This window comes from Haemophilus sp. THUN1692 (assembly GCF_059704395.1).
Map to the genome: position 1 here is coordinate 156,749 of NZ_AP046579.1, position 26,584 is coordinate 183,332.

23 protein-coding genes are annotated in these 26,584 nt (G+C 37.3%); 13 read left to right on the forward strand and 10 right to left on the reverse strand.

The features are described from left to right. The first annotated feature begins 6 nt into the window (after positions 1 to 6). Positions 7 to 1,524, forward strand: a complete 1,518-nt coding sequence (gene purF, locus AC6H0A_RS00770) for an amidophosphoribosyltransferase (protein ID WP_005642199.1) — start codon at positions 7 to 9, stop codon at positions 1,522 to 1,524. 65 nt (positions 1,525 to 1,589) lie between these two features. Here purF and AC6H0A_RS00775 read toward each other — a convergent pair whose 3' ends face one another. Continuing rightward, positions 1,590 to 2,480, reverse strand: a complete 891-nt coding sequence (locus AC6H0A_RS00775) for a TIGR01777 family oxidoreductase (RefSeq protein WP_005642197.1) — start codon at positions 2,478 to 2,480, stop codon at positions 1,590 to 1,592. Next, positions 2,480 to 2,935, reverse strand: coding sequence for a transcriptional regulator ArgR (gene argR, locus AC6H0A_RS00780; RefSeq protein ID WP_005638679.1), 456 nt, complete (start codon positions 2,933 to 2,935; stop codon positions 2,480 to 2,482). The genes AC6H0A_RS00775 and argR overlap by 1 nt, the downstream gene beginning before the upstream one ends. Positions 2,936 to 3,142: 207 nt before the next feature. Here argR and mdh point away from each other — a divergent pair, with 207 nt between their 5' ends. After that, a complete protein-coding gene (gene mdh, locus AC6H0A_RS00785; protein WP_005642195.1) occupies positions 3,143 to 4,078 on the forward strand; it encodes a malate dehydrogenase in 936 nt (311 codons plus the stop codon). An 86-nt stretch (positions 4,079 to 4,164) separates the two neighbouring features. Here mdh and lysS read toward each other — a convergent pair whose 3' ends face one another. Together lysS and prfB are read right to left on the reverse strand one after the other, a co-directional pair. Next, a complete protein-coding gene (gene lysS / locus AC6H0A_RS00790; protein WP_179230986.1) occupies positions 4,165 to 5,673 on the reverse strand; it encodes a lysine--tRNA ligase in 1,509 nt (502 codons plus the stop codon). Positions 5,674 to 5,785: 112 nt separating this feature from the next. Beyond that, positions 5,786 to 6,884, reverse strand: a protein-coding gene (prfB, locus tag AC6H0A_RS00795; protein ID WP_100185028.1) for a peptide chain release factor 2 whose coding sequence is annotated in 2 segments (ribosomal slippage) — positions 5,786 to 6,808 and positions 6,810 to 6,884 — 1,098 coding nt in all. Because the reading frame shifts where the segments join, the coding sequence is not laid out codon by codon here. 132 nt (positions 6,885 to 7,016) lie between these two features. On the opposite strand from prfB, the gene dsbC reads away from it, so the two are divergent. The 4 genes from dsbC (at position 7,017) to AC6H0A_RS00815 (ending at position 11,106) form a co-directional block, all read left to right on the forward strand. After that, positions 7,017 to 7,706: a bifunctional protein-disulfide isomerase/oxidoreductase DsbC gene (gene dsbC / locus AC6H0A_RS00800; RefSeq protein WP_179230985.1), complete on the forward strand. Its 690-nt coding sequence runs from the start codon at positions 7,017 to 7,019 to the stop codon at positions 7,704 to 7,706. Positions 7,707 to 7,992: 286 nt separating this feature from the next. Continuing rightward, a complete protein-coding gene (gene recJ / locus AC6H0A_RS00805) occupies positions 7,993 to 9,720 on the forward strand; it encodes a single-stranded-DNA-specific exonuclease RecJ (RefSeq protein WP_005642189.1) in 1,728 nt (575 codons plus the stop codon). 4 nt (positions 9,721 to 9,724) lie between these two features. Beyond that, positions 9,725 to 10,417, forward strand: coding sequence for a thiol:disulfide interchange protein DsbA/DsbL (locus AC6H0A_RS00810; RefSeq protein ID WP_080567421.1), 693 nt, complete (start codon positions 9,725 to 9,727; stop codon positions 10,415 to 10,417). Next, positions 10,417 to 11,106, forward strand: coding sequence for a 5'-methylthioadenosine/adenosylhomocysteine nucleosidase (locus AC6H0A_RS00815; protein WP_005642185.1), 690 nt, complete (start codon positions 10,417 to 10,419; stop codon positions 11,104 to 11,106). Before AC6H0A_RS00810 ends, AC6H0A_RS00815 begins: the two co-directional genes overlap by 1 nt. 97 nt (positions 11,107 to 11,203) lie before the next feature. Here the strand turns inward: AC6H0A_RS00815 and AC6H0A_RS00820 are convergent, their stop codons facing one another. Continuing rightward, positions 11,204 to 13,948, reverse strand: a complete 2,745-nt coding sequence (locus AC6H0A_RS00820; protein ID WP_005642184.1) for a TonB-dependent receptor domain-containing protein — start codon at positions 13,946 to 13,948, stop codon at positions 11,204 to 11,206. A 364-nt stretch (positions 13,949 to 14,312) separates the two neighbouring features. Then, positions 14,313 to 15,911 (reverse strand): lactate permease LctP family transporter, encoded by a 1,599-nt coding sequence (locus AC6H0A_RS00825; protein ID WP_005642183.1) that lies wholly within the window; start codon positions 15,909 to 15,911, stop codon positions 14,313 to 14,315. A gap of 274 nt (positions 15,912 to 16,185) precedes the next feature. Between AC6H0A_RS00825 and cmk the strand changes: the two genes are divergently transcribed. From cmk to yciH, 7 genes are all read left to right on the forward strand, one after another. Continuing rightward, positions 16,186 to 16,863, forward strand: coding sequence for a (d)CMP kinase (gene cmk, locus AC6H0A_RS00830; RefSeq protein ID WP_005642182.1), 678 nt, complete (start codon positions 16,186 to 16,188; stop codon positions 16,861 to 16,863). A 96-nt stretch (positions 16,864 to 16,959) separates the two neighbouring features. After that, positions 16,960 to 18,609: a 30S ribosomal protein S1 gene (gene rpsA / locus AC6H0A_RS00835; RefSeq protein WP_005642181.1), complete on the forward strand. Its 1,650-nt coding sequence runs from the start codon at positions 16,960 to 16,962 to the stop codon at positions 18,607 to 18,609. Positions 18,610 to 18,712: 103 nt separating this feature from the next. Beyond that, a complete protein-coding gene (locus tag AC6H0A_RS00840) occupies positions 18,713 to 19,012 on the forward strand; it encodes an integration host factor subunit beta (RefSeq protein WP_497512654.1) in 300 nt (99 codons plus the stop codon). A gap of 80 nt (positions 19,013 to 19,092) precedes the next feature. Then, entirely contained in the window at positions 19,093 to 19,386 is a 294-nt protein-coding gene (locus AC6H0A_RS00845; protein WP_005628856.1) for a LapA family protein, read from the forward strand. Then, on the forward strand, positions 19,386 to 20,576 hold the full coding sequence (gene lapB, locus AC6H0A_RS00850; RefSeq protein WP_005642179.1) for a lipopolysaccharide assembly protein LapB: 1,191 nt from the start codon (positions 19,386 to 19,388) through the stop codon (positions 20,574 to 20,576). Before AC6H0A_RS00845 ends, lapB begins: the two co-directional genes overlap by 1 nt. A 23-nt stretch (positions 20,577 to 20,599) precedes the next feature. Then, complete coding sequence (gene pyrF / locus AC6H0A_RS00855; RefSeq protein ID WP_005642178.1) at positions 20,600 to 21,292, forward strand: orotidine-5'-phosphate decarboxylase; 693 nt, start codon at positions 20,600 to 20,602, stop codon at positions 21,290 to 21,292. 5 nt (positions 21,293 to 21,297) lie between these two features. Beyond that, positions 21,298 to 21,618: a stress response translation initiation inhibitor YciH gene (gene yciH / locus AC6H0A_RS00860; protein ID WP_044232992.1), complete on the forward strand. Its 321-nt coding sequence runs from the start codon at positions 21,298 to 21,300 to the stop codon at positions 21,616 to 21,618. A 27-nt stretch (positions 21,619 to 21,645) separates the two neighbouring features. Here the strand turns inward: yciH and hda are convergent, their stop codons facing one another. The 4 genes from hda to dnaX all read right to left on the reverse strand — a co-directional run bounded on the left by hda (position 21,646) and on the right by dnaX (position 26,581). Next, a complete protein-coding gene (hda, locus tag AC6H0A_RS00865) occupies positions 21,646 to 22,341 on the reverse strand; it encodes a DnaA regulatory inactivator Hda (RefSeq protein ID WP_005642176.1) in 696 nt (231 codons plus the stop codon). Between the two features lie 70 nt (positions 22,342 to 22,411). Then, positions 22,412 to 23,656, reverse strand: coding sequence for a nucleobase:cation symporter-2 family protein (locus tag AC6H0A_RS00870; protein WP_005642175.1), 1,245 nt, complete (start codon positions 23,654 to 23,656; stop codon positions 22,412 to 22,414). A 108-nt stretch (positions 23,657 to 23,764) separates the two neighbouring features. Next, positions 23,765 to 24,391, reverse strand: a complete 627-nt coding sequence (gene upp / locus AC6H0A_RS00875) for a uracil phosphoribosyltransferase (protein WP_005642174.1) — start codon at positions 24,389 to 24,391, stop codon at positions 23,765 to 23,767. Positions 24,392 to 24,514: 123 nt separating this feature from the next. After that, a complete protein-coding gene (dnaX, locus tag AC6H0A_RS00880) occupies positions 24,515 to 26,581 on the reverse strand; it encodes a DNA polymerase III subunit gamma/tau (protein ID WP_005642173.1) in 2,067 nt (688 codons plus the stop codon). Positions 26,582 to 26,584: the final 3 nt, after the last annotated feature.

A 26,584-nucleotide genomic window follows, 5' to 3' on the forward strand; every position in this document is an offset into this window, starting at 1 on the left:
CACAAAATGTGTGGTATTGTCGGTATTGTTAGCCAAAGTCCGGTTAATGAATCTATTTATGTAGCATTAACTCTTTTGCAACATCGTGGGCAAGACGCTGCGGGCATTGTGACGGTTGACGATGAAAATTGTTTCCGCTTACGCAAAGCTAACGGTTTAGTGAGTGATGTGTTCCATCAAGAGCATATGCTACGGTTGCAAGGAAATGCTGGGTTGGGGCATGTTCGCTATCCTACAGCGGGGAGTTCTAGCGTCTCAGAGGCTCAGCCTTTTTATGTGAATTCTCCCTATGGTGTCACTTTGGTGCATAACGGCAATTTAACCAACTCAGTGGAGTTAAAAGAAAAAGTCTTTAAAACTGCCCGCCATCATGTAAACACAAATTCAGATTCTGAACTTCTTCTTAATATTCTCGCTAACCATCTCGATCATATTCCTCAAGATCACCTCGACCCACAAGATATTTTCTATGCCGTTCGTAAAACTCACAACGATGTTCGTGGTGCTTATGCTTGTTTAGCGATGATTATTGGGCATGGCATGATTGCTTTTCGTGATCCTTTTGGTATTCGTCCTTTGGTGTTTGGTAAACGCGAAGAAAATGGCAAAACTGATTATATGTTTGCCTCTGAAACAGTAGCCTTAGATATTGTGGGTTTTGACTTTGTTCGTGATATTGCCCCTGGTGAAGCCGTTTATGTAACGTTTGATGGCGAGCTTTATTCGCAACAATGTGCCGAAAGTGCGGTGCTAAATCCTTGTATTTTTGAGTATGTTTATTTTGCACGCCCAGATTCAACGATTGATGGCGTTTCTGTTTATGCTGTACGTGTTCACATGGGTGAAAAACTCGGACAAAAAATTGCAAAAGAATGGGCGGATGAAATTGATAATATTGATGTGGTGATTCCCGTTCCTGAAACCTCCACAGATATTGCGTTACAAATTGCTCGCGTACTAGGGAAACCTTACCGCCAAGGATTTGTGAAAAATCGCTATGTTGGTCGTACGTTTATTATGCCAGGACAAGCACAGCGTATTAGTTCTGTTCGTCGTAAATTGAATACCATTAAAGCTGAATTTAAAGATAAAAACGTCTTATTGGTGGACGATTCTATCGTTCGCGGTACAACTTCTGAGCAAATTGTTGAAATGGCTCGTTCAGCTGGCGCGAAGAAAATTTACTTCGCCTCTGCTGCTCCAGAAATTCGTTATCCGAATGTATATGGTATTGACATGCCGAGTCGCAATGAATTGATCGCTTACGGTCGAAATGTTGATGAAATTGCGCATTTGATTGGCGTAGATAAACTAATTTTCCAAGATTTGACCGCACTTACCGAATCTGTTCAATTAGAAAATCTGGCTATTCGAGGGTTTGATTGTTCAGTGTTCACAGGCGAATATATTACAGGTGACATCACGCCAGAATATTTGGAGAAAATCGCAAGTCAACGGAACGATAGTGCAAAGAAAAAACGAGAAAAACAAGCATCTAATCTTGAAATTTATAATGAACAATAAATTTCGATAAGGCTAGATATTTAGTCCGATAAAAATCACCGCATTAAAAAAGTGCGGTGATTTTTTTATTTGTTTTTTAGGATGTCTTTTAGATAGTTTTCGCAATCAGAATATTTAAATTTGAATCCTGCGTTGAGTAATTTTTCAGGCACCACATTTTGGCTTTCGAGTAATAGATTCGCTCTTTCGCCAAGAATGAAATGTAATATCCATTTTGGAATGGTTGCAAAGGCAGGACGTTTTAATATTCGAGCCAAAGTGCGGTTAAATTTATATTGTTTTATGGGATTCGGGGCGGTGAAGTTAAATGAGCCTTGGCACTCTGAATGATCGAGTAAAAATAAAATGCCATTTACCATATCTTCCAAAGCAATCCAGGGAAAATATTGCTCTCCATTGCCCAGTTTGCCGCCAAGTTCCCATTTGTATAAAGGCAACATTTGAGCAAGCGCGCCTCCTTTCTTAGAAAAGACCATGCCTGTTCGAATCAAACAAACCCTCGCATTAGCTTGTCGCGCAATATCTTCCCAATCTTGGCATAATTGTGCGGTGAAGGTTTTTGCTGTTTTGCTTGCTTCGGTAATTATTTGTTCGTCTTGATCGCCGTAAATTCCACTCGCTGAACCTGAAATAAAAATAGGGTGTTGCTGATATTGATTAATGAATTCAACCAGTTGAGTAGTGAGGCTTAAACGACTTTCTCGTAAAATCGATTTTTGCTTTGTCGTCCAAGCTTTATGAAAAATAGGCTCGCCAGCAAGATTGATGATGGCATCAAACTGTTCTTGTAAATCGAGTTCTGAAAGTGCGGTAATAAATTTGATGTTTTTTTGCTTTGGGATGGTGTGTGGTGTACTTGAGCGCGTTAAGATCGTCACTTGTTCATTGCGTAAGCAGAGTTGCTCAACAAGTGCTTTACCGATAAGTCCCGTGCCTCCAGTTAATAAAATGTTCATTACAACGCGTTTTCAAATAAACGTTGAACATTTTTGAGTAAATCGACAATTTTTGTGCCACGTGTTGGTGTGATAAAAATTGTGTCATCGCCTGCGATAGTGCCTAAGATGCCTTCTGATTTTCCAATTGAATCAAGTAAGCGAGCGATGAGTTGTGCTGCGCCTGGAGAAGTCTTAATGACAATTAACATATCATTGTAATCAACGTCTAATACAAGATTTTTTAATGGACTACTGGTATTAGGAACACTTAATTCACCCGGTAAGCAATAGACCATTTCCATTTTGGTATTACGGGTGCGAACAGCGCCAAATTTGGTGAGCATTCTTGATATTTTTGATTGATTAATGCCTGTAAAGCCTTGTTTCTTTAAGGCATCGACAATTTCACTTTGAGATCCAAAGCGTTCTTGATTAAGTAATTCTTTAAAAGCGCGAGTTAAATTGTCAGTCATTTTTATTTTTCAATAGTCAAAAATTTGCATAAGAATTGCATAAAAATTCATTTTCATCAACTTGAATGTGAATAAAAGCAAAGAGAAGGAAAAAATTACCTCAGAAATGTGAACTAGATCATAGAATGATATTTCTCTGTTTGTAATTGTGAGATGAAAATTTTAAAATCAGGTCATCTTAAATTAACTAACACATAAGGAGTATTTATGAAAGTTGCAGTATTAGGCGCCGCAGGCGGTATTGGTCAAGCATTAGCGTTATTACTAAAACTTCAGTTGCCTGCTGGTTCAGATTTAGCATTATATGATATTGCCCCTATTACCCCAGGTGTGGCAGTGGATGTGAGCCATATTCCAACTGCAGTGAATGTGAAAGGTTTTTCTGGTGAAGATCCAACGCCTGCACTTGAAGGTGCGGATGTTGTATTAATTTCTGCTGGTGTTGCGCGTAAACCTGGTATGGATCGTTCAGATTTATTCAATATTAATGCAGGCATAGTTCGTGGTTTAATTGAGAAAGTCGCGATTACTTGCCCGAAAGCGTGCGTTGGTATCATCACTAACCCAGTAAATACTACCGTTGCGATTGCTGCAGAAGTATTGAAAAAAGCAGGTGTTTACGACAAACGTAAATTATTTGGCGTGACAACTTTAGACGTGTTACGTTCTGAAACTTTTGTGGCTGAATTAAAAGGTTTAAATGTTTCTCGTACGAGCGTTCCTGTTATTGGTGGTCACTCAGGTGTGACTATTCTTCCATTACTTTCTCAAGTTCAATATTCTGAATGGAATGAAGAAGAAATCGAACCATTAACAAAACGTATCCAAAATGCTGGTACAGAAGTGGTCAATGCTAAAGCGGGTGGTGGTTCTGCAACGCTTTCAATGGCGCAAGCTGCAGCGCGTTTCGCTCGTTCTTTAGTGAAAGGATTGAGTGGCGAGACAGTTGTTGAATGTACTTATGTTGAAGGCGATGGAAAATATGCTCGTTTCTTCTCTCAGCCAGTTCGTTTAGGTAAAGAAGGTGTAGAAGAAATTTTACCAATTGGCCCATTAAGCAATTTTGAACAACAAGCCTTAGAAAATATGTTGCCGACTTTACGTGCAGATATTGAATTAGGTGAAAAATTTATTAATGGTTAATCATTAAAAAATAAGGGGAGCATTAGCTCCCTTTTTTATGTTTCGATAAAAAAGCCACCAAATGGTGGCTTTTGTTTATATCTTTATTATTTCTGACGCATTGCAGGGAATAAGATAACATCACGAATTGATGGTGCATTTGCATAAAGCATCGCTAAACGGTCGATACCTAAACCTTCACCAGCAGTTGGTGGTAAGCCGTGTTCTAGCGCAACAACAAAGTCTTCATCTTTAAACATCGCTTCATCATCACCCGCTTCTTTCGCTGCAACTTGTGCATCAAAACGTTCATTTTGGTCTTCCGCGTCATTTAACTCTGAGAAACCATTACCGATTTCACGACCACCGATAAAGAGCTCAAAACGATCTGTTACATCTGGATTTTCATCATTACGACGTGCTAGTGGAGAAATTTCCGCAGGGTGAGCCATTAAGAATGTTGGTTGAATTAGGTGATGTTCAGCCACTTCTTCAAAAATTGCGTTCACAATGCTGCCTAAACCCCAAGATTTTTGTACTTCAATACCTAAGCGTTTTGCCGTGGCTTTTGCACGATCAAAGTCATATAAATCTTCTTTTACGATACCTTTGTCTGCACCATATTTAATCGTTGCATCGTGTAACGTAATACGTTCGAATGGTTTACCAAAATCAAATTCGTATTCGCCGTATTTCACAATAGTAGTACCAAGAATATCAATTGCTAATTTACGAAGAAGTTCTTCGGTGTTATCCATTAAATCATGGTAGTCCGCATAAGCTTGGTAGTATTCAAGCATGGTAAATTCTGGATTATGACGAACAGAAACCCCTTCATTACGGAAGTTGCGGTTTAATTCAAATACTCGTTCAAAGCCACCCACTACTAAGCGTTTTAAATAAAGTTCAGGTGCGATACGTAAATACATATCCGCATCTAATGCATTGTGATGGGTCACGAAAGGACGTGCAGATGCACCTCCAGGAATCACTTGTAACATTGGTGTTTCCACTTCCATAAATCCTTTAGAAATGAAATATTCACGAATACCCGCGACAACTTTAGAACGAATAATAAAAGTGCGGCGAGATTCTTCGTTAGAAATTAAATCTAAATAACGTTGGCGATAACGAACTTCTTGGTCGGTTAAACCATGGAATTTATCTGGTAATGGGCGAAGAGCTTTAGTTAAAAGTTGAACTTCAGTGGTTTTCACTGTGAGTTCATCGGTTTTTGTTTTAAATAAAGTGCCTTTAACGCCGATGATGTCACCTAAATCCCAAGTACCAACGTCATCTTTATAAACGCCTTCAGGCAAATTATCGCGTGCAACATAAAGCTGAATTTTACCGCTCATATCTTGAATGGTGATAAACGTCGCCTTACCCATTGCACGGCGAGTCATAATACGGCCAGCAACTTGTACTTCAACGCCTTTCTCTTTTAAGATTTCACCTTCTTCTGCATCATATTGATTGTGTAAATCTTGTGCGAGAGCATCACGACGAAACTTGTTTGGAAATGCATTATCTTTTGCACGTAATGCAGCTAATTTTTCACGACGAACGAGCATTTCGCCATTGAGATCTAATTCTTTAACTTCTTGTTCTGACATGTTGTTTACCTTTAATTTTAACTTTAAAAATATCTTCAAAAATAACCGCGCTTTGGGGTTATTTCTTATGATGGGATAAGTAACGCGTCTTTACTTATCCAGCCAATCATGCTTAAAGCCCAGCCTTTAAACTCGCTTCAATAAATCGATCTAAATCACCGTCTAATACGGCTTGGGTGTTACGGTTTTCCACACCAGTGCGCAAATCTTTAATGCGTGAATCGTCTAATACGTAAGAGCGAATTTGGCTTCCCCAACCAATGTCGGATTTATTATCTTCCATTGCTTGTTTATCCGCATTTTTTTTCTGTAATTCAAGCTCATACAATTTCGCTTTTAATTGTTTCATCGCTTGATCTTTGTTCTTGTGCTGTGAACGGTCGTTTTGACATTGCACAACTATGCCACTTGGCATATGGGTAATTCGCACCGCACTTTCAGTTTTGTTTACGTGCTGCCCACCTGCTCCCGATGCTCGATAAACATCAATACGTAAATCAGCAGGATTGATTTCAATATCAATATCGTCATCAATTTCAGGATAGACAAATGCTGCGCTGAATGATGTGTGGCGACGGTTATTGGAATCAAATGGACTTTTACGCACTAAACGATGAATACCCGTTTCTGTTCGTAACCAACCAAAGGCATATTCACCGCTCACTTTAATCGTTGCCGATTTCAATCCAGCTACATCACCGTCAGAGACTTCCATCAGTTCTGTTTTAAAACCTTTGCTTTCAGCCCAACGGAGATACATACGGAGCAACATTTCTGTCCAATCTTGAGCTTCCGTACCGCCAGAACCTGCTTGTAAGTCCACATAGCAATCGCAAGCATCGTGTTCGCCACTAAACATTCGACGGAATTCTAATTTTTCGAGTTGTTGTTCGAGTTCATCTAATTCAGCAACTGCTTCATTGAAGGTGTCTTCATCTTCTGCTTCGATGGCAAGTTCTAACAACCCATCAACATCTTCTAAGCCTTGTTCTAAATTTTTGATGGTATTTACAACTTGTTCTAAAGAAACGCGTTCTTTACCAAGCGCTTGGGCTTTATCTGGATCATTCCAAACATCCGGCTGTTCTAATTCCGCATTGACTTCTTCTAAACGCTCAACTTTGGCATCGAAGTCAAAGATACCCCCGAAGCACCGAAGTGCGGTCGGATAAGTCGGTGATTTTATTTTTTACAGGATTGATTTCAAACATAATAAATTCACTGTGTAATAAAGTGTGGAATTATATGCTATTTTCTGATTTTTGGATAGTTTGACCTTGCAGAAATTAGCAATCTCTCTATAATTTCAGGCTTTCTTACTTAAGCTAATTTAGGAACAAAAAATGAAGAAAATTCTTACCGCACTTTTGTGCATGGCTGCGGCTAATGCAATGGCAAACGATGCCACGATTAAAAGCAAATTACAGTCTCTTGGCGCATCAAATATTGATGTAAAATCCTCGCCAATTTCAGGTATCAAAACTGCCGTAACAGATCAAGGCGTACTTTATGTGACGGAAGATGGAAAATATGCTTTCCAAGGTAAACTTTACGAACTCACAAATAATGGCCCTGTTGATGTGGCGGGTAAAATTTTAGTAGATAAACTTAATTCTTATAAAAATGAGATGATTGTTTATCCCGCTAAAAATGAAAAGCATGTTGTGACGGTATTTATGGATATTACTTGCCATTATTGCCATTTATTACATCAGCAATTAAAAGAATATAACGATCTTGGTATTACCGTGCGTTATTTAGCTTTCCCTCGTGCGGGTATGAATAACCAAACTGCAAAACAAATGGAAGCAATTTGGACGGCTAAAGATCCTGTTTTTGCTTTAAATGAAGCAGAAAAAGGCAATTTACCGAAAGAAGTTAAAACCCCAAATGTTGTGAAAAAGCATTATGAATTAGGCGCGCAATTTGGCGTAAATGGCACACCAAGTATTGTTACCTCAACTGGTGAGCTTATTGGCGGTTATTTAAAACCAGCTGATTTGTTGAGCGCACTTGAAGAAACAGCGAAATGATTTTATAATGAAAAGCAAGGGGCAGATGCCTACCCCTTGTATTTAGTCGGTTATGCTCAATATGCTGGGGAGCTTAAAAGCATTAACAATACGAAGACTATGATATAACTACATAATTTAGGCATTATTAAAATCCTTAGCTGACACAATAGTTAGACTAATGGTCAGTAGGGCTTTTAACCCCTGTCAGCATTCAGGGTTAAAAGCCCTGACCGACGGGAAAAGTATAGATAAAAGAGCTGTTGATTTCAACAGCTTTTTGCTTTTAGATATGAATTAATATCCAGTGAAAAAACTTATAAAACGCCGTGAAATTCCAATTGGAAATTCTGTTTCAAACCATCCGTTATTAGATCGCCTTTATCGCGCACGCCATATTCAAAACACCGAAGAATTAGACCGTACTTTAAAATCAATGCTGAATCCAAATCAGCTATATGGTATTGAGCAAGCGGTAAATTTATTAGTGGAAGCTTACCAACAACAGCAAAAAATAGTGATTGTTGGGGATTTTGATGCTGATGGTGCAACTAGTACAGCATTGAGTGTGCTAGCTTTAAGACAACTTGGTTTTGCGGATGTGGATTATCTTGTACCAAATCGATTTGAACAGGGTTATGGTTTGAGTATTCCTGTGGCTGAAATGGTGATTGAAAAGGGTGTTCAGCTGTTAATGACGGTGGATAATGGCGTTTCATCTTTTGACGGTGTTGCATTTTTGAAAGAGAAAGGTGTCCGAGTTTTAGTGACGGATCATCATTTACCACCGGAAATTTTGCCGCCAGCTGATGCCATTGTTAACCCTAATTTAAGTCAGTGTGGTTTTCCTTCAAAATCCTTAGCGGGCGTTGGTGTTGCGTTTTATTTGATGTTAGCCGTACGAGCAAAATTTCGAGAACTCGGTATTTTTACTGCAGAAACACAACCTAATTTTACTGACTTGCTCGATCTGGTGGCATTGGGTACTATCGCGGATGTAGTGCCTTTAGATCAGAATAATCGTATCCTTGCTTATCAAGGCTTAATGCGGATTCGTGCACGGCGTTGCCGTCCAGGTATTGTTGCGTTGGCTGAAGTGGCTAACCGTAATGTTGAACAGTTTACTTCAAGTGATCTCGGTTTTTGTATCGGACCTCGTTTAAACGCAGCGGGGCGCTTAGACAATATGTCGATTGGGGTAGAGCTTTTACTGGCGGATGATATGCTAAAAGCCAGAGAATTCGCTTTAGATCTTGACCAACTCAATCAAACGCGTAAAGAAATTGAAGCTGGTATGAAGCTTGAGGCGTTAGAAATTTGCCAAAATCTCACCGCACTTTTTAAAGAGTTACCTTCGGGGATTACACTTTATCAACCAGATTGGCATCAAGGTGTGTTGGGAATAGTATCCTCTCGAATTAAAGAACAATATCACCGTCCTGTGATTGCCTTCGCGAAAGATGGTGAGGGAGTCTTGAAAGGTTCTGCGCGTTCTATTGAAGGTTTGCATATGCGTGATGTTTTAGAGCGTATTCATTCGCAATATCCTAATATGATTTTAAAATTTGGTGGCCATGCGATGGCTGCGGGCTTAAGCCTTCGAGAAGAACACTTTGACGATTTCCAACATATTTTTAATCAAACCGTTGCCGATTGGCTTGATCAAGAACATTTACAAGGTGTAATTTGGACCGATGGCGAATTAAATTCAAATGAATTTAATCTTGAAACGGCGGAACTGATAAAATCATCAGGCCCTTGGGGACAAGCTTTCCCAGAGCCTTGCTTTGATGGTGAATTTAAAATTTTGGATCAGCGCGCGATTGGGCAAAATAAAAATCATCTAAAAATGTTGCTAGAACCGAAACAGGGCGGGGTTTTATTAGATGCGGTTGCGTTTAATATTGATACAAGATTGTATCCTGATCTTTCAATTAAACAGGCTCGTTTAGCCTATAAATTAGAGATTAACGAATTTCGTGGCAATCGTAGCGTACAATTATTGGTAGATTATATTGAGCCGATAGATGAGTGATAGAATGAAATTAAAAGGGCTGTTGGCATTTTGTTTGCTTTTTTTATCGTCGTTTGTTTTAGCAGAAGTCAATCAGAAAGAATTTTCAGTACAAAATTCTCCGTACTTGCCATCACGGGACACAATTTATTTTGAAGATGGGCGGGATTATTTTTCTTATCAAGAACCCATTGAACAAGCACTTAGAGCGGATAAAAAAATACGGATTCAATTCTTTTTTGATTACGATTGCCGCGTATGTTCTTCAGCGCAAGATATTTTGGAGCTTTATAGTCAAATGCGTACAAATAAAGTTGCGTTGGAACAATATCCTATTGCAACTGCGGATAGCCAGTTTAGCGCACGTATTTTTTATACTTTGCAAGCATTAAGTGCGGGGGAATTATCTAATGTTTTATTGTTTGAAACTTCAGAAAAATCCCGTTATGCAGAGTTGTCTTCGACAAATAAAATTCAACAATGGGCGGAAGAACAAGGTCTAGATAAACAGTTATTTATTCAGGCTGAAAATTCAGAAAGAGTAAAAGAACAAATTCAAGATGCGATTGAATTGACGGAAGAATATGGTGTGTTTACCTATCCTTACGTTGTCATTGGGGGAAAATATGTACTCACTGCGAGTACGCTTTATAATGATGACTATAGCGTGGCTGTGCTAGATTTTTTGGTAAATAAAATAGAACAGGGACAAAAGTGATGAAAATCGGAATTGTTGGCGCAATGGCGCAAGAAGTAGAAATTTTAAAAAATTTAATGGCAGAGATAACTGAAACTCAAGTAGCAAGTGCGGTAATTTTTGAAGGCAAAATTAATGGTAAAGATGTTGCATTATTGCAATCAGGAATTGGCAAAGTGGCCGCTGCAATTGGCACGACGGCATTATTGCAATTAGCCAAACCAGATTTTGTGATCAATACTGGTTCTGCAGGTGGGGTAGCAAAAGGCTTGAAAGTGGGGGATATTGTGATTTCTGATGAAACAAGCTATCACGATGCGGATGTGACCGCTTTTGGCTATGAAAAAGGTCAGTTGCCTGCTAATCCTGCGGCATTTTTATCCGACAAAAAATTAGCAGATCTCGCTCAAGAAATTGCAGAAAAGCAAGGACAATCAGTAAAACGTGGTTTAATTTGCTCTGGAGATAGTTTTATTAATAGCGAAGACAAAATTGCACAAATAAAAGCAGATTTCCCGAATGTGACAGGTGTTGAAATGGAAGCCACTGCAATTGCACAAGTTTGCTATGCGTTTAATGTGCCTTTTGTGGTGGTTCGAGCAATTTCTGATGGAGGAGATGGTGAAGCAAGTATGTCTTTTGAAGAGTTCTTACCGTTGGCCGCAAAACAGTCTTCGGTGTTAGTGTTGGGGATGATTGATAGACTGTAGTAATAATCTTTTAATAAGATAATAAATCCTAAAATTGAATCCTAATCATTATTTAAAAAGGCATAGCTAATAAGCTATGCCTTTTTATATGAGCTAATTAGAATTTATAATTTAAACTCAGAATATAAGTTCTTCCACGTGCAAAGTTATAAAGTACAGATTTATCTTTTCCTCCATCTTCACAAGTATTATTTTTACTACAAATTGAATCATTTAAGCTTGAATAATAGCGCTGTGAAGCAGCATCATTCCCTGAGTCTAAAGGATCAACATAACGTTTATCTAGTAGGTTTTGTACTTCAGCTTTGATAATTAAATCTTTAACAGGTTCATAACTTACATGCAAATCTAAAATAATCGGTTGTTTATTAATTTCCTCTGTTTTCTTGATTGCATAATAAGTTCGTTTATGGCTCGTATTTAATTCAAATTGAGAACCGTTAATATAATCTTCTTGAATGGTTGCTCGTTTACTTTTCCCATAGTAACGTGCTGCGATACCAAGAGTTAATTTTTGATCAAACCAGCGAGAGCCAAGTTCTAATCTTCCATAATCTTTAGGTAACATTGAGATACGAGATAGACCATAACCTTGTTTTAGAATATCCTCTTTTGACGCATTATTAGGACGTGGACTTGCATCTGCATAATTGGTTGGTTGATTTGTTCGTTGATATGCATAAGACAGATTTGTAAAGAAACGTCCCATGTCATAATTTACTTCTAACTCAACACCGCTCTTTTTCACAATAGGCTTATAATTTTGATGAGCAATGGTGAATCTAAATCCATTATTAGCTGCCCAGTCAGGAACAACGCCATCTCTCCACCATACACCATATACATTATGAATATAATTTTTGATGAAACTACGATAGCCCACTAGTTTTAAACCTAGAACATCTTCTTCTGTAAAAACAGCTTTTTTATAGGTATTAAATCCAAGTTGATAAGTTTTAGCTTGCTCAGGTTTTAATGCCGTATTTACGCCAACATCAGATACTTGAGAGAAGAACATTTCTTGAATATTTGGCATTCTATGTGTGCGCGAATAGGTGAAAAACGGCATAAAATAATCACTCAGTTCTGCACTTAATGTAGCAGAATGATTGAATGCCTTTTTATGACCTGATTTATGCAAAATAGGTTCATTAATTTGTATTGGTGTATTTTCGTAACCTACATACTCACCGTTAAATGCATAATGCGTAAAATTGACACTATAGTCTAAATGGTAAATTCCTTTAGAAAGTGCGGTATCAAAATAAACAGTTTTAAATTTTTGTTTACCGGAAGGTTGTAAGATCACTGAACGTTGTGGTAATCCGCTTTTGCTTCCTTGGAAGCGACCTAAATAGCTATAGTTTCCTTGGGAGTGTGATTTATTGTTATAAAACAAACTTAATTCTTCAGGAAAACGGTTTTTACTATACTCATTAATAAAGTAGTTAAAGCCCAATGTGGTTTTTAAATCGATTTCTTTTGGCAATAAAAAAGTATAGCTATTGTTAATATCAATAATATTTGCCAAATTCTTTGTAATTAATTTATCTTCTACTTGCCAACCAGAAAAGAATGCGCCTTTAGGATAAATGGTTTTACCTAAGTTATGTGCTACCATTAGATTTAAATCAAGATAGCGATTATTATTAAAATTATAATTTAATTGATAATTACGATTTTCGATTTTTCGAGAACCAATTTTATTATCAAGGGTACGTATTTGTGCACCTAAGGTATGGTTATCATCGCCATATTCAAATTTTAACAAATGGCTACGCGAGCGTGATTGCAAACTACCAGGTTCAATTGGTGCAACACTATATTGATCTTTATTATCTTCAAATGATTTGTCAGTTTTTTTTATGTCATCTTGTAATTTTGGTATATTTTCTGGGTTTACGTGTTGTTCTAATTTTTTGAGAATTTCTTGTCTATCTTTTGCGCTAGGATCAAAACGATTATAAAATGTACAGTTAACACCATCACCTATGTTCTCTGCTAACTTAGGCTTTGTCTGGTTACAAGACCAAATGTTCTTCTTTAGATCAGGAATCCACTGTCCAGCTGAATTTAAAACATAACCTGCATTGTGGAAATAGGCTTCTTTTTCTTTAGCAAGAATATCTTGCCCTAGCGAAGACAATCGTTCTCCTCCGCCAATACGATAATCTTGTGAAACTTCACGTTGACTGTAACCATATACCACACCAACATAACCACCATTATCAAGCCATTTTCTGCCTGCAGCCATTGTCATAAAATTGGATTTAGTGGCATTGCTCCCTGTCATTCCTTTCAGAATAATGCCAAATGGTTTGTCATCGGTAATAACATCATTAACACCTAATGTTCTAAAATTAGCACTACCAGATAAGGTATTTACGCCATTAGAACCTGAAAAGTTACTTTTATTGACATCGACACCAGCAATGAAGTTAGGATCAAGCGATGCACCGAATTGAGAATTACCACCTGATTGACCTGAGTCCATGGCTGTAGAGTAAAAAGTTTGTGTGACTCCATCGACCATCGTATTAACACGACCTAACCCATTTTCGCCACGAATATTAACAGAAACTACGCCAGAGCCTTTATCTTGTTGAGTAAATGCCCCAGGGATACTTCGAATAACTTGATCGATAGTCTGGGTTTCTTTAAAAATATGCTCTCGGGTACTTTTCGCTTTTGCTTCCGTAAAAGGTTTTTTATCGTTAGCGACATTTTTTTCTACTACATCAATTTGCTCTAATGTTTCTTCAGCTTTTGCATCAACGATAGAAACACTAAGGGTATTGATTAAGCAGAGTGTGATTAAATTTAATTTAATAACCTTCTTCATTACATATCCTTATTGTTTTTTTTGAGAAAGATTCGCATTATCTTATTGTATTTTGTGAAACTCAATAGTTTTTTATTAAAGTTAATATAAAACTCTAAAAAAATGAAAAAAAATTAATTTTTTAGAGAGAAAAGATGTCGGGGGAATAAAGAAAAAGAAAGTTTAGTTTTCGCTAAATGGATAAATTCATTCGCTAAATCAACCGCACTTTAATGGGTTAAAGGTTAGTTTTGATAGTAGAAACATAAGAACCACGATTGGAGTCATTGTTCATTTCAAAGGTTTCAACTAAATTTTTAATTGCTGTAAAAAAGAGAAAAAATAGGAAATGACCGCAAAAGTGCGGTCATTTTTGGAGTAAATTTTATAGATTATAAAATAAAGGTACTAAGAACAGCGCGCCAAGTGCAGCAATGATACCGTAAATGATCATAGGTATAATGGTTTTCTTAATAATTGTGCCTTCTTGGTTTGAAATATTTAACACTGAACTTACCGCTACAATGTTATTTATACATACCATATTCCCCATTGCCCCACCAATAGATTGTAAAGTAAGAACAAGTGCGACAGAAATGCCAGTTGTTTCTGCGGTAGAAAGTTGAACACTACCAAATGTTAGGTTGGATACGGTATTTGAACCTGAAAAAAAGGATCCAATCGCACCTAAGAAAGAGGAGAAAATAGTCCAGTTACTACCAGAAATTTCAGCAAAAGTTCTACCTATAATTTTTACCATTGAATGTTCGCCACCCACTAACATTAGGTTTACCATCACTAAGGCACCAACTAAGGCAATAAATGGATTTTTAGATTGTTGTAAACTTGATACAAAAATCTGTTTAACATTTGAACTGGAAATTTTAAAGAAAGGAATCGCAATTAGTACTGTAATGACAAATGGAATCAATGCGGGTACGTAAAGAAGTTTATAGCTTGATGAAACATTTGAGCCAAAAATATTTTTTAAGCTAAAGATTAAACCTTTGCTAATTTCAAATGATCCTAACGAACCTAATGTGGTTGAGAACCAAATAGTTGCGTCATTCATCATTGCTTTGAATGGTAATTGATGAATACGAGTCACAATTAAAAATGCAATAAGTAAACCTGTAGGGAATAATGCTTTAACTATTTCTCCCGCACTTACCGCATTATTATCAAGGTTATTTGTTACTTTTGCTAAACCAATATTGCGATTAGCAGTCCATACAGAAATAAATAAGCCGATTGCCCCCCCAACTAGTGATGGAAATTCGTAATTGACTTGAGCAATCAAGAAATAAGGTACTACACAACCCAGTACGCTAATATAGATAAATACGATGTTTTTACGAATATCATCCCAATTTACTAAGATACGAAGTGCTAATAATGGGATAATAAGTGCAGCAACGGAGTGTATAAATGCTGTAATAGACCCAATTTCTAAAATCATATTTTCTGATAATTTTAAAGCACCAAAACCAAACCAAGTTGGTGTACCTACCGCACCAAAGGATACGGGAACTGAGTTCATAATAAGTGCCAACATCGCCACTTTTAATGGATGAAAACCTAATCCCACTAAAATAGGTGCAGCAATTGCCGCTGGTGTACCAAAACCACTTGCTCCCTCGATCATAAAAGCAAACGCCCAACCAATAATCATTAATTGTGCAACGGGATTTGGATTAATATTTCCTAGCCATTTTCGCATAATATTTGTTGCGCCTGAAATTTCAGAGAAACGGTTAAAGAGAATCGCACCAAAAATTACTGTAATAGGTGTTTGTACCGCAATAATTGCAGAAACAACATTTGCACTAATAGTGACAATATCTGTATTAAAGTGTAAAAGATGAACACCCATAACTAATGTCGCAATCCAAGGTAAGGCAACATAAGAAGGTAGCGCATTTCTTTTTACCATAAGATAAATCAGTAAAACGATAGGAAAAATACTTAGAATAAGAGACAGCATAAAATACCCTCAGAGTTAGAGTAAAAGATGTGATGATTTTATAGATTTATATACAAAAGCATATACCTATTTTAAGAAAATGTGAATCAATGTCTCATAAAATTTAACATTTTGTTTTCATTTTTACATTTTTATTACTATTTGTGTTTAGTTATAGTTTTAATAGAAGAATATAGAATATGATAAAGATTGTTTTAATACCATATTAACATTAGCAGGATTACCAAATTCTCACTATAATGCGCAAAATTTTGAGAATGAAAGGATAATTTGTATGGGAATGATTATTACTGTTGATGGTCCTAGTGGTGCTGGGAAAGGGACGCTTTGTTACGCTTTGGCAGAAAAGCTAGGTTATGCATTATTGGATAGTGGAGCAATTTATCGCGTTACAGCATTAGCTGCATTACAACGTAAAACTGATTTAACAAATGAATCGGCACTAGCTGAATTAGCTCGTCACTTAGATATTCAATTTATTCCTCAAAATGGTGAGGTGAATATTTTGCTTGCAGGCAGGGATGTAAGTCATTTAATTCGCACTCAAGAAGTCGCTGATGCCGCATCTAAAGTAGCAGTGTTTCCCCAAGTGCGGTCAGCTTTGCTACAACTTCAGCAAGATTTTGCGAAAAATGATGGATTAATTGCTGATGGCAGAGATATGGGGACTGTGGTATTCCCAAATGCTCAAGTGAAGTTATTTTTAGATGCGAGTGCTGAAGAACGTGCAAAAAGACGCTATAAACAGTTGCAAAATAAAGGAATAAATGGTAACTTTGAGCAGATTTTAGCCGAGATAAAAGAGCGTGATTTTCGTGATAGAAATCGAGAGGTTGCGCCTCTAAAACCGGCTGATAATGCTTTGTTATTGAATAGCACAACGTTGAGTATTGGTGAAGTTATTGATCAGGCGTTGGCTTATATTCAAGAAAAGGTGTCAGTTTCGATTTAACTGTTTGTTCAAGGAAGAATAAGCATTTATCCTCAACCCCGCATTTTATGGATTTTAATGTGGATGTTATTAACTTAAATTAAGAAGATTATTTATATGTCAGAATCTTTTGCTCAACTTTTTGAAGAATCATTAAAAGGCCTTGAAACTCGTCAAGGTTCAATCGTTAGCGGTGCTGTAGTAGCTATCCAAAAAGGCTTTGTGCTTGTTGATGCAGGTTTAAAATCTGAGTCTGCAATTCCAGTTGCTGAATTCTTAAATGCACAAGGCGAACTTGAAATCCAAGTTGGCGATACTGTAAATGTTGCATTAGATGCAGTTGAGGATGGTTTCGGTGAAACTAAACTTTCTCGTGAGAAAGCTGTTCGTCACGAATCTTGGATTGAATTAGAAAAAGCTTACGAAGAAAAAGCGACCGTTATCGGTTTAATCAACGGCAAAGTGAAAGGTGGTTTCACAGTTGAGTTAAACGGTGTTCGTGCATTCTTACCAGGTTCTTTAGTTGATACTCGTCCAGCGCGTGAAGCAGATCATTTACTTGGTAAAGAATTAGAATTCAAAGTAATCAAATTAGATCAAAAACGTAACAACGTTGTTGTTTCTCGTCGTGCAGTGATTGAATCTGAAAATAGCCAAGAACGTGAACAAGTATTAGAAAATCTTGTTGAAGGTTCAGAAGTTAAAGGTATCGTTAAAAACTTAACTGAGTACGGTGCATTCGTTGATCTTGGTGGTGTTGACGGTTTATTACATATCACAGATATGGCTTGGAAACGTGTTAAACACCCAAGCGAAATCGTGAATGTTGGCGATGAAGTTACTGTTAAAGTATTAAAATTTGATAAAGATCGTACTCGTGTATCTTTAGGCTTAAAACAATTAGGTCAAGATCCATGGGCCGCAATTGCTGAAAATCACCCAGTAAACAGCAAATTAACTGGTAAAGTAACTAACTTAACAGACTATGGTTGTTTCGTTGAGATCTTAGATGGCGTTGAAGGTTTAGTTCACGTTTCTGAAATGGATTGGACTAACAAAAATATCCACCCATCTAAAGTTGTTAGCTTAGGCGATACTGTAGAAGTAATGGTATTAGAAATTGATGAAGAACGTCGTCGTATTTCTTTAGGCTTAAAACAATGTAAAGCTAACCCATGGACTCAATTTGCTGAAACTCACAATAAAGGCGATAAAGTAACTGGTAAAATCAAGTCTATCACTGATTTCGGTATCTTCATTGGTCTTGAAGGTGGTATCGATGGTTTAGTTCACTTATCTGATATTTCTTGGAATGTATCAGGTGAAGAAGCAGTTCGTAACTACAAAAAAGGTGACGAAGTTTCTGCAGTAGTATTAGCAGTTGATGCAGTGAAAGAGCGCATCTCTTTAGGTATCAAACAACTTGAAGAAGATCCATTTAATAACTTCGTCGCAATCAACAAAAAAGGCGCTGTAGTATCTGCAACAGTAGTTGAAGCAGATGCAAAAGGTGCTAAAGTTGAATTAGCGGGCGGCGTTGAAGGTTATATCCGCGCAGCTGATTTAACAAATGAAGTTGCTGCAGGTGATGTGGTTGAAGCTAAATATACTGGTGTAGATCGTAAATCTCGTATCGTTCACTTATCAGTGAAAGCAAAAGACCAAGCTGAAGAAGCTGCTGCAGTTGCAAATGTGAATAACAAACAAGAAGAAGTTGCTATTCCAAACGCAATGGCTGAAGCATTTAAAGCAGCTAAAGGTGAATAATTAATTCACGTGATAAGGCTGGGCTGATGTCCAGCCTTATTTTTAGGGCTTATTGCTAATACATTGAAATAATGTATTAGCAATAAATCTCAATTTGAATAATATTAAGGGAGAAAAGACGATGACTAAGTCAGAACTTATAGAAAAATTATTAGCGAAACATCCGACTTTACCCGTAAAAGAAATCGAAAATATGGTAAAAGATATTTTGGAGTTTATTTCTCAATCTCTTGAAAATGGCGATCGTGTCGAGTTGAGAAGATTTGGAAGTTTTTCACTGCATTATCGTAATCCTCGTTTAGGGCGTAATCCAAAAACGGGTGATTCTGTTAAATTAGAAGCTAAATCTGTACCGCACTTTAAAGCAGGTAAAGAATTAAAAGAGCGTGTAGATATTTATTAATAAAATTAAAATGCTCGAATATGCCTTTCAAACTACAACGTTTGCCATTATTTAGCAAAGCCATATTTTAAGGAAATGTTATGATTAAATATATTTTAGGTATTGTGATTTTTATCGCTATCGTGTTGGTTGCAATTACCATTGGAGCAAATAACGATCAAGTTATTACATTTAATTATATTGTGGCGGAAAGCCAACTCCAACTATCCACTCTTGTTGCTATTTTATTTGGATTAGGTTTAATTCTTGGCTGGTTAATCACCGCTTTTTTCTATCTTAAGTTAAAACTTAAAAATATGGCATTAGCTCGTCAAGTTAAGCGTCAAACTTTACAAATCAACGAATTGACTACCGTGCGAGATAAGGTCGCCTGATGCTAGAATTACTCTTTCTACTATTGCCGATTGCTGCAGCCTATGGGTGGTACATGGGGCAGCGTAGTGCAAAGAAAGATCAAGATGACATTAGTAATAAACTCTCCCGAGATTATGTTACGGGGGTAAACTTCTTACTTTCCAATCAAACCGATAAAGCTGTAGATTTGTTTTTGGACATGCTTCAGAAACAAGAAACCGAAAATGAAATCGAAAGCCACTCTCAATTTGAAGCGGAGCTTACACTTGGCAATCTATTCCGTTCTAGAGGTGAAGTTGATCGCGCATTGCGTATTCACCAAGCTTTAGACCTCAGCCCTAATTATACATTTGAGCAAAAATTACTCGCAAAGCAGCAGCTTGCTAGAGATTTTATGGTGGTTGGTTTTTTTGACCGGGCTGAAAATCTTTATATTTTACTAGTGGATGAGCCTGAATTTGCAGAAAATGCTTTACAGCAACTTTTAGTAATTTATCAAAAAACTAAAGAATGGAAAAAAGCGGTTAATATTGCTGAAAAACTCGCTAAAATAAAACCACAAGAGAATAATATTGAACTTGCGCAATGTTATTGTGAATATTCACAAAGTTTAGAGCCTGAAAGTGCGGTTGAAAAACGCAGTATTTTACAAAAAGCTTTGCTAGTTTCTCCTACTTGTGTTCGCGCTTCCTTATTACTCGCAAATTTAGAAATGCTTGAAGGTCAATATCAACAAGCGGCAAAAATACTAGAAAATGTTTTAGAACAAAATCCAGATTATACAGGTGAAATTTTGTCACCTTTAAAACATTGTTATGAAGAATTAAATCAGTTAGATAACTTTGAGTTATTCTTAATTCGCGCTGGCAAAATTACTAATAATGATGAAGTAGAGCTAGCTTTGGTCAAATTAATTGAAGAAAAAGATGGCAAGTCTGCAGCTCAGGCTAAGCTTTATCAGCAACTCACGAAAAAGCCAAGTACTTTAATTTTCCATCGTTTTATGCAGTATCAAATTGATGATGCAGAAGACGGGCGGGGAAAAGAAAGCCTAATTTTATTACATAAAATGGTTGGTGAACGAATTAAACAAACATCGGCCTATCGTTGTACAAATTGTGGTTATCAAATACATAAGCTATTGTGGAATTGCCCATCTTGCCGTCAATGGGAAAGTATTAAACCAGTTTCAAGTCAAGAACATAATTAATTGATACTCAGCGAGGTAACATTATGATAAGCAAAATTATTGTGGCATTAGACTATGAGAAAGAAGCAGAGGCTCTTGCTTTAGTTGATCAAATTGATCCGAGTTTGTGTCGATTAAAAGTGGGTAAAGAAATGTTTACTACACTTGGTATTAATTTTGTAAAACAATTACATCAACGTAATTTTGATGTTTTCTTAGATCTTAAATATCATGATATTCCAAATACTGTAGCAAGAGCGGTAAGATCTGCAGCTGATTTAGGGGTATGGATGGTAGATTTGCACGCAAGCGGTGGGCTACGAATGATGGAAGAAGCTAAGAGAATTCTTGAACCTTATGGGAAAGATGCGCCATTGCTTATTGCTGTGACGGTATTAACCAGTATGGAAGATTTGGATTTATTACAAATTGGGATTAATGCATCGCCAATGGAACAAGTTTTACGCTTAGCTCATTTAACCCAACGAGCAGGTTTGGATGGTGTGGTTTGCTCTCCGCAAGAAGTTGAAATTTTACGTAACGCTTGTGGAGAAGACTTTAAATTAGTGACCCCTGGGATTCGTCCAATTGGAGCGGATTTGGGTGATCAACGACGTGTGATGACACCTACTGCTGCGATTCGTGCTGGTTCAGATTATTTAGTAATAGGACGTCCTATTACTAAAGCTGGTAATCCTGCAGAGGTTCTTCGTTCTATTAATGCATCTATTGGGTAATTATGATGTCAGATTCTGTTTTAGTGTATTCAACAGATATAGGTCGAATTAAAGAGGAAAAGACTTCTGTAGTTCGCCCAAAAGGAGATGGTATTGTACGTATCCAAAAACAAACGAGTGGTAGGAAAGGTGCAGGCGTATCGGTTATAACTGGTTTAGATTTATCTGATGAGGAATTGAAAAAATTAGCGGCTGAATTAAAAAAACGTTGTGGATGTGGTGGCTCAGTTAAAAATGGAATAATTGAGATTCAAGGTGAAAAGCGTGATTTGCTCAAGCAATTGTTAGAGCAAAAAGGGTTTACCGTTAAATTATCAGGTGGATGATTAAAAGGCGCATTAGCGCCTTTTTTGTTAAAGATTTAAAATTTCTTTAACGAAAGGAATCGTAAGATTTCGTTGTGCTTGTAACGAGGCTTTATCTAGTAGATCAAGCGCTTCAAATAATGTGTGCATGTCTCGTGCTAGTCGTGTAAGTAAAAAATTAGCTGTCTCATCAGGTAATTGAATTCCTCGTTGATAAGCATTAAGTTGCAGAACACTAATTTTTTGCTCGTCAGTTAGGGAATTTAATTGATAAATTTCCCCCCAAGTCAAGCGAGAGTTCAAATCAGGCAATTTTACAGAAAGTGCGGAAGGCGATTTATCTGAACTAATAAGCAAAAGCGTTTTTCCGCTTGCTTTAATTCGATTGAATAGATCAAAAATAGCTAATTCCCATTCATCATTGCCGATCACGGTTTGTACATCATCTAGACATACTAATTCTTGCTGTTCTAGATTTTCAAGAACTGCGGTAGAAAAATATTGAGATTTGCTGAGCGGTACATAAATAGCAGTACGTTGATTGATTAAATATTCGTTACTGAATGCTCTAAGCAGGTGAGTTTTTCCAGAACCTTTTTTTCCCCAAATATAGAAAAACTGTTGTTTTAATTCAGCTGAATTTTTGTGTAAAGAATCGAGCAATAAAAGATTATTATCGCCGTAAAAGTTTTCTAATGTGGCATCATCAATTTGATGAATGGGTAAGGGAAGCTGCTTATTCAAATATTTATGTATTACAGATTATAAGTAAGAAAAAGGGCTAAATTGGTATTTAACCCTTTTAAAAGGAATCTTATTCTACTTCATTTTTTGCTTTCGGTAAAACAAGGTTTAAGATGATAGCAACAATCGCACACAAGCTGATACCTTTTAGTGATACGTTACCCACATCTACAAACATATTGCCGATACCAAATGTCATGATGACAGAAATAATACACAGATTACGTGCTTCGGTAACATCAACTTTGCCACGAATTAAGGTGCTCATGCCCACGACTGCGATTGAACCGAAAATAAGCATCATAATGCCACCCATTACAATAGTTGGGATCGTTGATAGGAATGCGCCTACTTTTCCACAGAATGAAATCGCAATAGCCCAAACCGCAGCCCAAGTCATAATATTAGGATTGAAATTTCGGGTTAACATTACGGCACCAGTTACTTCCGCATAGGTTGTATTTGGTGGCCCCCCCACTAAAGATGCAGCTGCTGTCGCTAAACCATCGCCTAATAAAGTACGGTGTAATCCTGGTTTTTTTAAAAAGTCTTTATCTGTCACAGAGCTGATTGCCATAATGCCGCCCACGTGTTCTACTGCAGGTGCAATGGCAATAGGTAACATATAAAGAATAGCTTCTAGGTTAAATTCAGGCGCAGTTAATTTTGGTAAGCTGAACCAAGGCGCATCGATCACTGGTTGGAAATTAATTAAACCTAGGAATAAACATAAAATATAGCCCGCAGTAATACCAAACATAATCGGGATGAGTTTCATCAATTCTTTGGCAAATACTGCCACAGATAAAGTAGTAAGAAGAGTTACCATTGAAACTAATACAGCGTCGTTATAAGCATAAGCACTATTTTTGCCTAATGACATATCAACTGCCACAGGTGCAAGACCCATACCAATGATAATAATTACTGGGCCAACTACAATCGGTGGGAAAATGCGTTGTAATGCCTCTGTTCCACGTAATTTTACTAACATGCTTAGTGCTAGATATACAAGCCCAGCGGATGCTAACCCCCCCATAGTGGTCGCAATGCCCCAAGTTTGAACACCATATTGAATCGGTGCGATAAAGGCAAAAGATGAGGCTAAGAAAATAGGAACTTGTTTGCCAGTGCAAAGTTGGAAGAGTAGGGTACCAACGCCAGCGGTTAATAATGCTGTATTGGAATCAAGGCCTGTAATTAATGGTACAAGAACGAGCGCACCAAACGCGACGAAGAGCATCTGTAGACCAACGAATGATTGTTTTAATGTACTTTGTTTTTCCGAAGGGAAAGAAGAAGTTTGATTTGTCATTTAGTTTCAACTCTCTGTTTGAATTAACTTAAAGTGCGGTCAGTTTTTCTTGTGTTTCACGCACACAAAAAGACGGCAAGAATGCCGTCCATCTTTTATTTTTGGGGATTATTTTGTCCCAAAAATTTTATCACCCGCGTCACCTAGACCCGGAATAATGTAACCGTGTTCATTTAGGTGGCTATCAATAGAAGCGCAGTAAAGTTCAATGTCAGGATGTGCAGCTTCAAGAGCCTTAATACCTTCTGGCGCAGCGACCAACACTAATACTTTGATGTGTTTACAACCTTTTGCTTTTAAAAGATCAAGGGTTGCAATCATTGAACCACCAGTTGCAAGCATCGGATCGACAACAATTGCAAGGCGCTCTTCTAAATCGCTAGCTAATTTTTGGAAGTAAGGGACTGGTTCAAGGGTTTCTTCATTACGGTAGATTCCCACTACACTGATACGTGCGCTTGGTACATGTTCAAGTACGCCATCCATCATACCTAAACCTGCACGTAAAATTGGCACAACCGTTACTTTTTTACCTTTAATTCTATCAATTTCTACTGGGCCATTCCAACTGTTGATCGTTACTTTTTCAGTTTCTAAATCAGACGTTGCTTCATAGGTTAATAGACTACCGATTTCTGTTGCCAGTTCACGGAATTTTTTTGTATCAATCTCAGCTTCACGCATCACACCTAGTTTGTGTTTTACAAGTGGGTGTTTTACTTCAACCAGTTTCATTTTCACTCTCCTTTTGGCGCTTAAAAAACAAATTGACGAATTCTAGATTAAAAAAAGACAAAATGGTAGAGGTTTATAAAAATATTCTGACTTGAAACGGGAGTTCTCAATACAATATTGTCTTTAAACTGGTCGAATACTCTCTATATCTAATTTTGCATCAAACTCATTGAGCAGAATTTGTAATTTACTATCTTTTTGCAACTCATTTTGAGCCTTTTCCCGCAATGTTTGATAAATATTACGACGATATTCAATTGGAGTAGTGATATTGCTATCATCAATATTAATTGTTAATCGAATGTCTTTACCTTGCAATTTGCTTAAAGCTTCAACCAAATTTTTTATGCTTCTGTCTTGACGTAAATGAGATTTTTCTGAATGTAGTCCAAGATTGATTTCATCATCGGTTTTGTTTTGTAAGAAACAATTTAACGCTAATTCTTTGCTAAATCCTGTTACTCCAGAACGTTCAACTATATCTGCCCATTCATCTTGTTGTTGAGTTTGAGTGATGATTTTTAAACGTAATTCAGGCGTAATATCTTTCAAAATCGCCTGTTTTATATCAGAAGGACGAACGCCTGTATCGGCTTTAGCAAGTTCTGGATTGCTCCATTCCCAACGATAGGTGTCTGCACTTAAGATTTCTTGCTCATCTTGAGCAATTTCTACATTATCATCACTTGAATTTTCTTCAGTACTATTTTCTTGTGGAGCCAGTGCAGCATTTGATGGTAATGTCGGCTTTTCTATGTGCTTAGGCTTCGGTTCAGTCATTTCTCGCACGGGAAGTGCGGTCATTTTTTTATGAGATTTTTCTTCGTCCAGTTCTTGAATGTGATGTAACGTTTCGCTTACTGCAGCTAATGATTCAGCTTTGTGTTCTTGACGTTCTTGGTTTTCGAGTTGTGTTAAATGTTCAAGCGCATCTAAAGCCGAAAGGCTTGCCAAATTTGGAATGCTCGTTTTATTTGGTTTTGCTTGAGAATACGCTGATTTGATACTTTGCGACAGTACCGGCACATCTACATAATTACCTGTATTTTCAACCGCACTTGGAGTTGATGGCGGTGGAGTAATTGTCGTGTTAGCCTTTGGTACTGCCGTAAGGAACTTTGGGTGGAATGCCAATGCCCTCAATAATGTCATTTCTGTGCCAATACGACGATTTGGCGCATTTGATAAGTCTTTTCTACCAGAAACAATGACTTGATAAAAAAACTGAACATCTTCTGGAGAGATATGTTTGGCTAAAAATGAAAAATGTTCATTGTCATCTGAAGATTTTTGTGGAAGAAGTTGCATGAGTGCAATTTGATGTAATTTTTCTGCACATTCGCCAAGTAATTTATCCCAATCGCCTGCCGCATCTGCAACTCTTTGTAGTGTTCGCATTAAGAGTTCACCATTACCTTGGTGTAAGGCGTATAAAATATCAACAGAATAGTTATCCTCAAGCAACCCTAACATATTACTTACAACACTATTAGTAACTTGTCGGTCACCCATAGCAATGGCTTGATCGGTTAAACTTAAGCTATCACGAATACTTCCTTGCGCCGCTTTTGCAAGTTTAACTAATGCAGGCTCTTCAAAAGGAATATTTTCTTGCGTCAGAATATGGGCAAGATGCTGGGAGATTTGGGTTTCATCTAATGCTTTGAGATGAAATTGTAAACAGCGAGAAAGAATAGTTACAGGTAATTTTTGTGGATCCGTTGTCGCAAGTAAGAATTTTACATATTCTGGTGGTTCTTCTAACGTCTTGAGCAACGCATTAAATGAATGACGGGACAGCATGTGGACTTCATCAATTAAGTAAACCTTAAATCTTCCGACAACAGGTTTATATTGCACGTTATCCAATAATTCACGCGTGTCTTCAACTTTTGTGCGGGATGCCGCATCAATTTCAATTAAATCAATAAAATTGCCTTGCTCAATCGCTTTACAATTTTCACATTCACCACAAGGCGTAGCCGTTATACCATGTACGCAATTTAATCCTTTTGCAAATAATCTGGCAATAGAGGTTTTCCCTACACCACGCGTGCCTGAAAAGAGGTAAGCGTGATGTAGTCGATTATCTTTTAATCCATTTGCTAATGCCGTGATAATGTGCTCTTGCCCAACGACATCAGCAAATGTTTTTGGTCGCCACTTTCTGGCTAAGACTTGATAGCTCATCGA

Excerpts from the sequence above, each read along its gene's own strand:
- AC6H0A_RS00775 (WP_005642197.1), bottom strand. The coding sequence starts at position 2,480 with ATGAACATTTTATTAACTGGAGGCACGGGACTTATCGGTAAAGCACTT.
- AC6H0A_RS00810 (WP_080567421.1), top strand. The coding sequence starts at position 9,725 with ATGAAATTAAAAGGGCTGTTGGCATTTTGTTTGCTTTTTTTATCGTCG.
- lapB (WP_005642179.1), top strand. The coding sequence starts at position 19,386 with ATGCTAGAATTACTCTTTCTACTATTGCCGATTGCTGCAGCCTATGGG.
- AC6H0A_RS00870 (WP_005642175.1), bottom strand. The coding sequence starts at position 23,656 with ATGACAAATCAAACTTCTTCTTTCCCTTCGGAAAAACAAAGTACATTA.
- dsbC (WP_179230985.1), top strand. The coding sequence starts at position 7,017 with ATGAAGAAAATTCTTACCGCACTTTTGTGCATGGCTGCGGCTAATGCA.
- argR (WP_005638679.1), bottom strand. The coding sequence starts at position 2,935 with ATGACTGACAATTTAACTCGCGCTTTTAAAGAATTACTTAATCAAGAA.
- cmk (WP_005642182.1), top strand. The coding sequence starts at position 16,186 with ATGGGAATGATTATTACTGTTGATGGTCCTAGTGGTGCTGGGAAAGGG.
- dnaX (WP_005642173.1), bottom strand. The coding sequence starts at position 26,581 with ATGAGCTATCAAGTCTTAGCCAGAAAGTGGCGACCAAAAACATTTGCT.
- rpsA (WP_005642181.1), top strand. The coding sequence starts at position 16,960 with ATGTCAGAATCTTTTGCTCAACTTTTTGAAGAATCATTAAAAGGCCTT.
- purF (WP_005642199.1), top strand. The coding sequence starts at position 7 with ATGTGTGGTATTGTCGGTATTGTTAGCCAAAGTCCGGTTAATGAATCT.
- lysS (WP_179230986.1), bottom strand. The coding sequence starts at position 5,673 with ATGTCAGAACAAGAAGTTAAAGAATTAGATCTCAATGGCGAAATGCTC.
- upp (WP_005642174.1), bottom strand. The coding sequence starts at position 24,391 with ATGAAACTGGTTGAAGTAAAACACCCACTTGTAAAACACAAACTAGGT.
- AC6H0A_RS00825 (WP_005642183.1), bottom strand. The coding sequence starts at position 15,911 with ATGCTGTCTCTTATTCTAAGTATTTTTCCTATCGTTTTACTGATTTAT.
- mdh (WP_005642195.1), top strand. The coding sequence starts at position 3,143 with ATGAAAGTTGCAGTATTAGGCGCCGCAGGCGGTATTGGTCAAGCATTA.
- pyrF (WP_005642178.1), top strand. The coding sequence starts at position 20,600 with ATGATAAGCAAAATTATTGTGGCATTAGACTATGAGAAAGAAGCAGAG.
- yciH (WP_044232992.1), top strand. The coding sequence starts at position 21,298 with ATGTCAGATTCTGTTTTAGTGTATTCAACAGATATAGGTCGAATTAAA.
- AC6H0A_RS00820 (WP_005642184.1), bottom strand. The coding sequence starts at position 13,948 with ATGAAGAAGGTTATTAAATTAAATTTAATCACACTCTGCTTAATCAAT.
- AC6H0A_RS00815 (WP_005642185.1), top strand. The coding sequence starts at position 10,417 with ATGAAAATCGGAATTGTTGGCGCAATGGCGCAAGAAGTAGAAATTTTA.
- AC6H0A_RS00845 (WP_005628856.1), top strand. The coding sequence starts at position 19,093 with ATGATTAAATATATTTTAGGTATTGTGATTTTTATCGCTATCGTGTTG.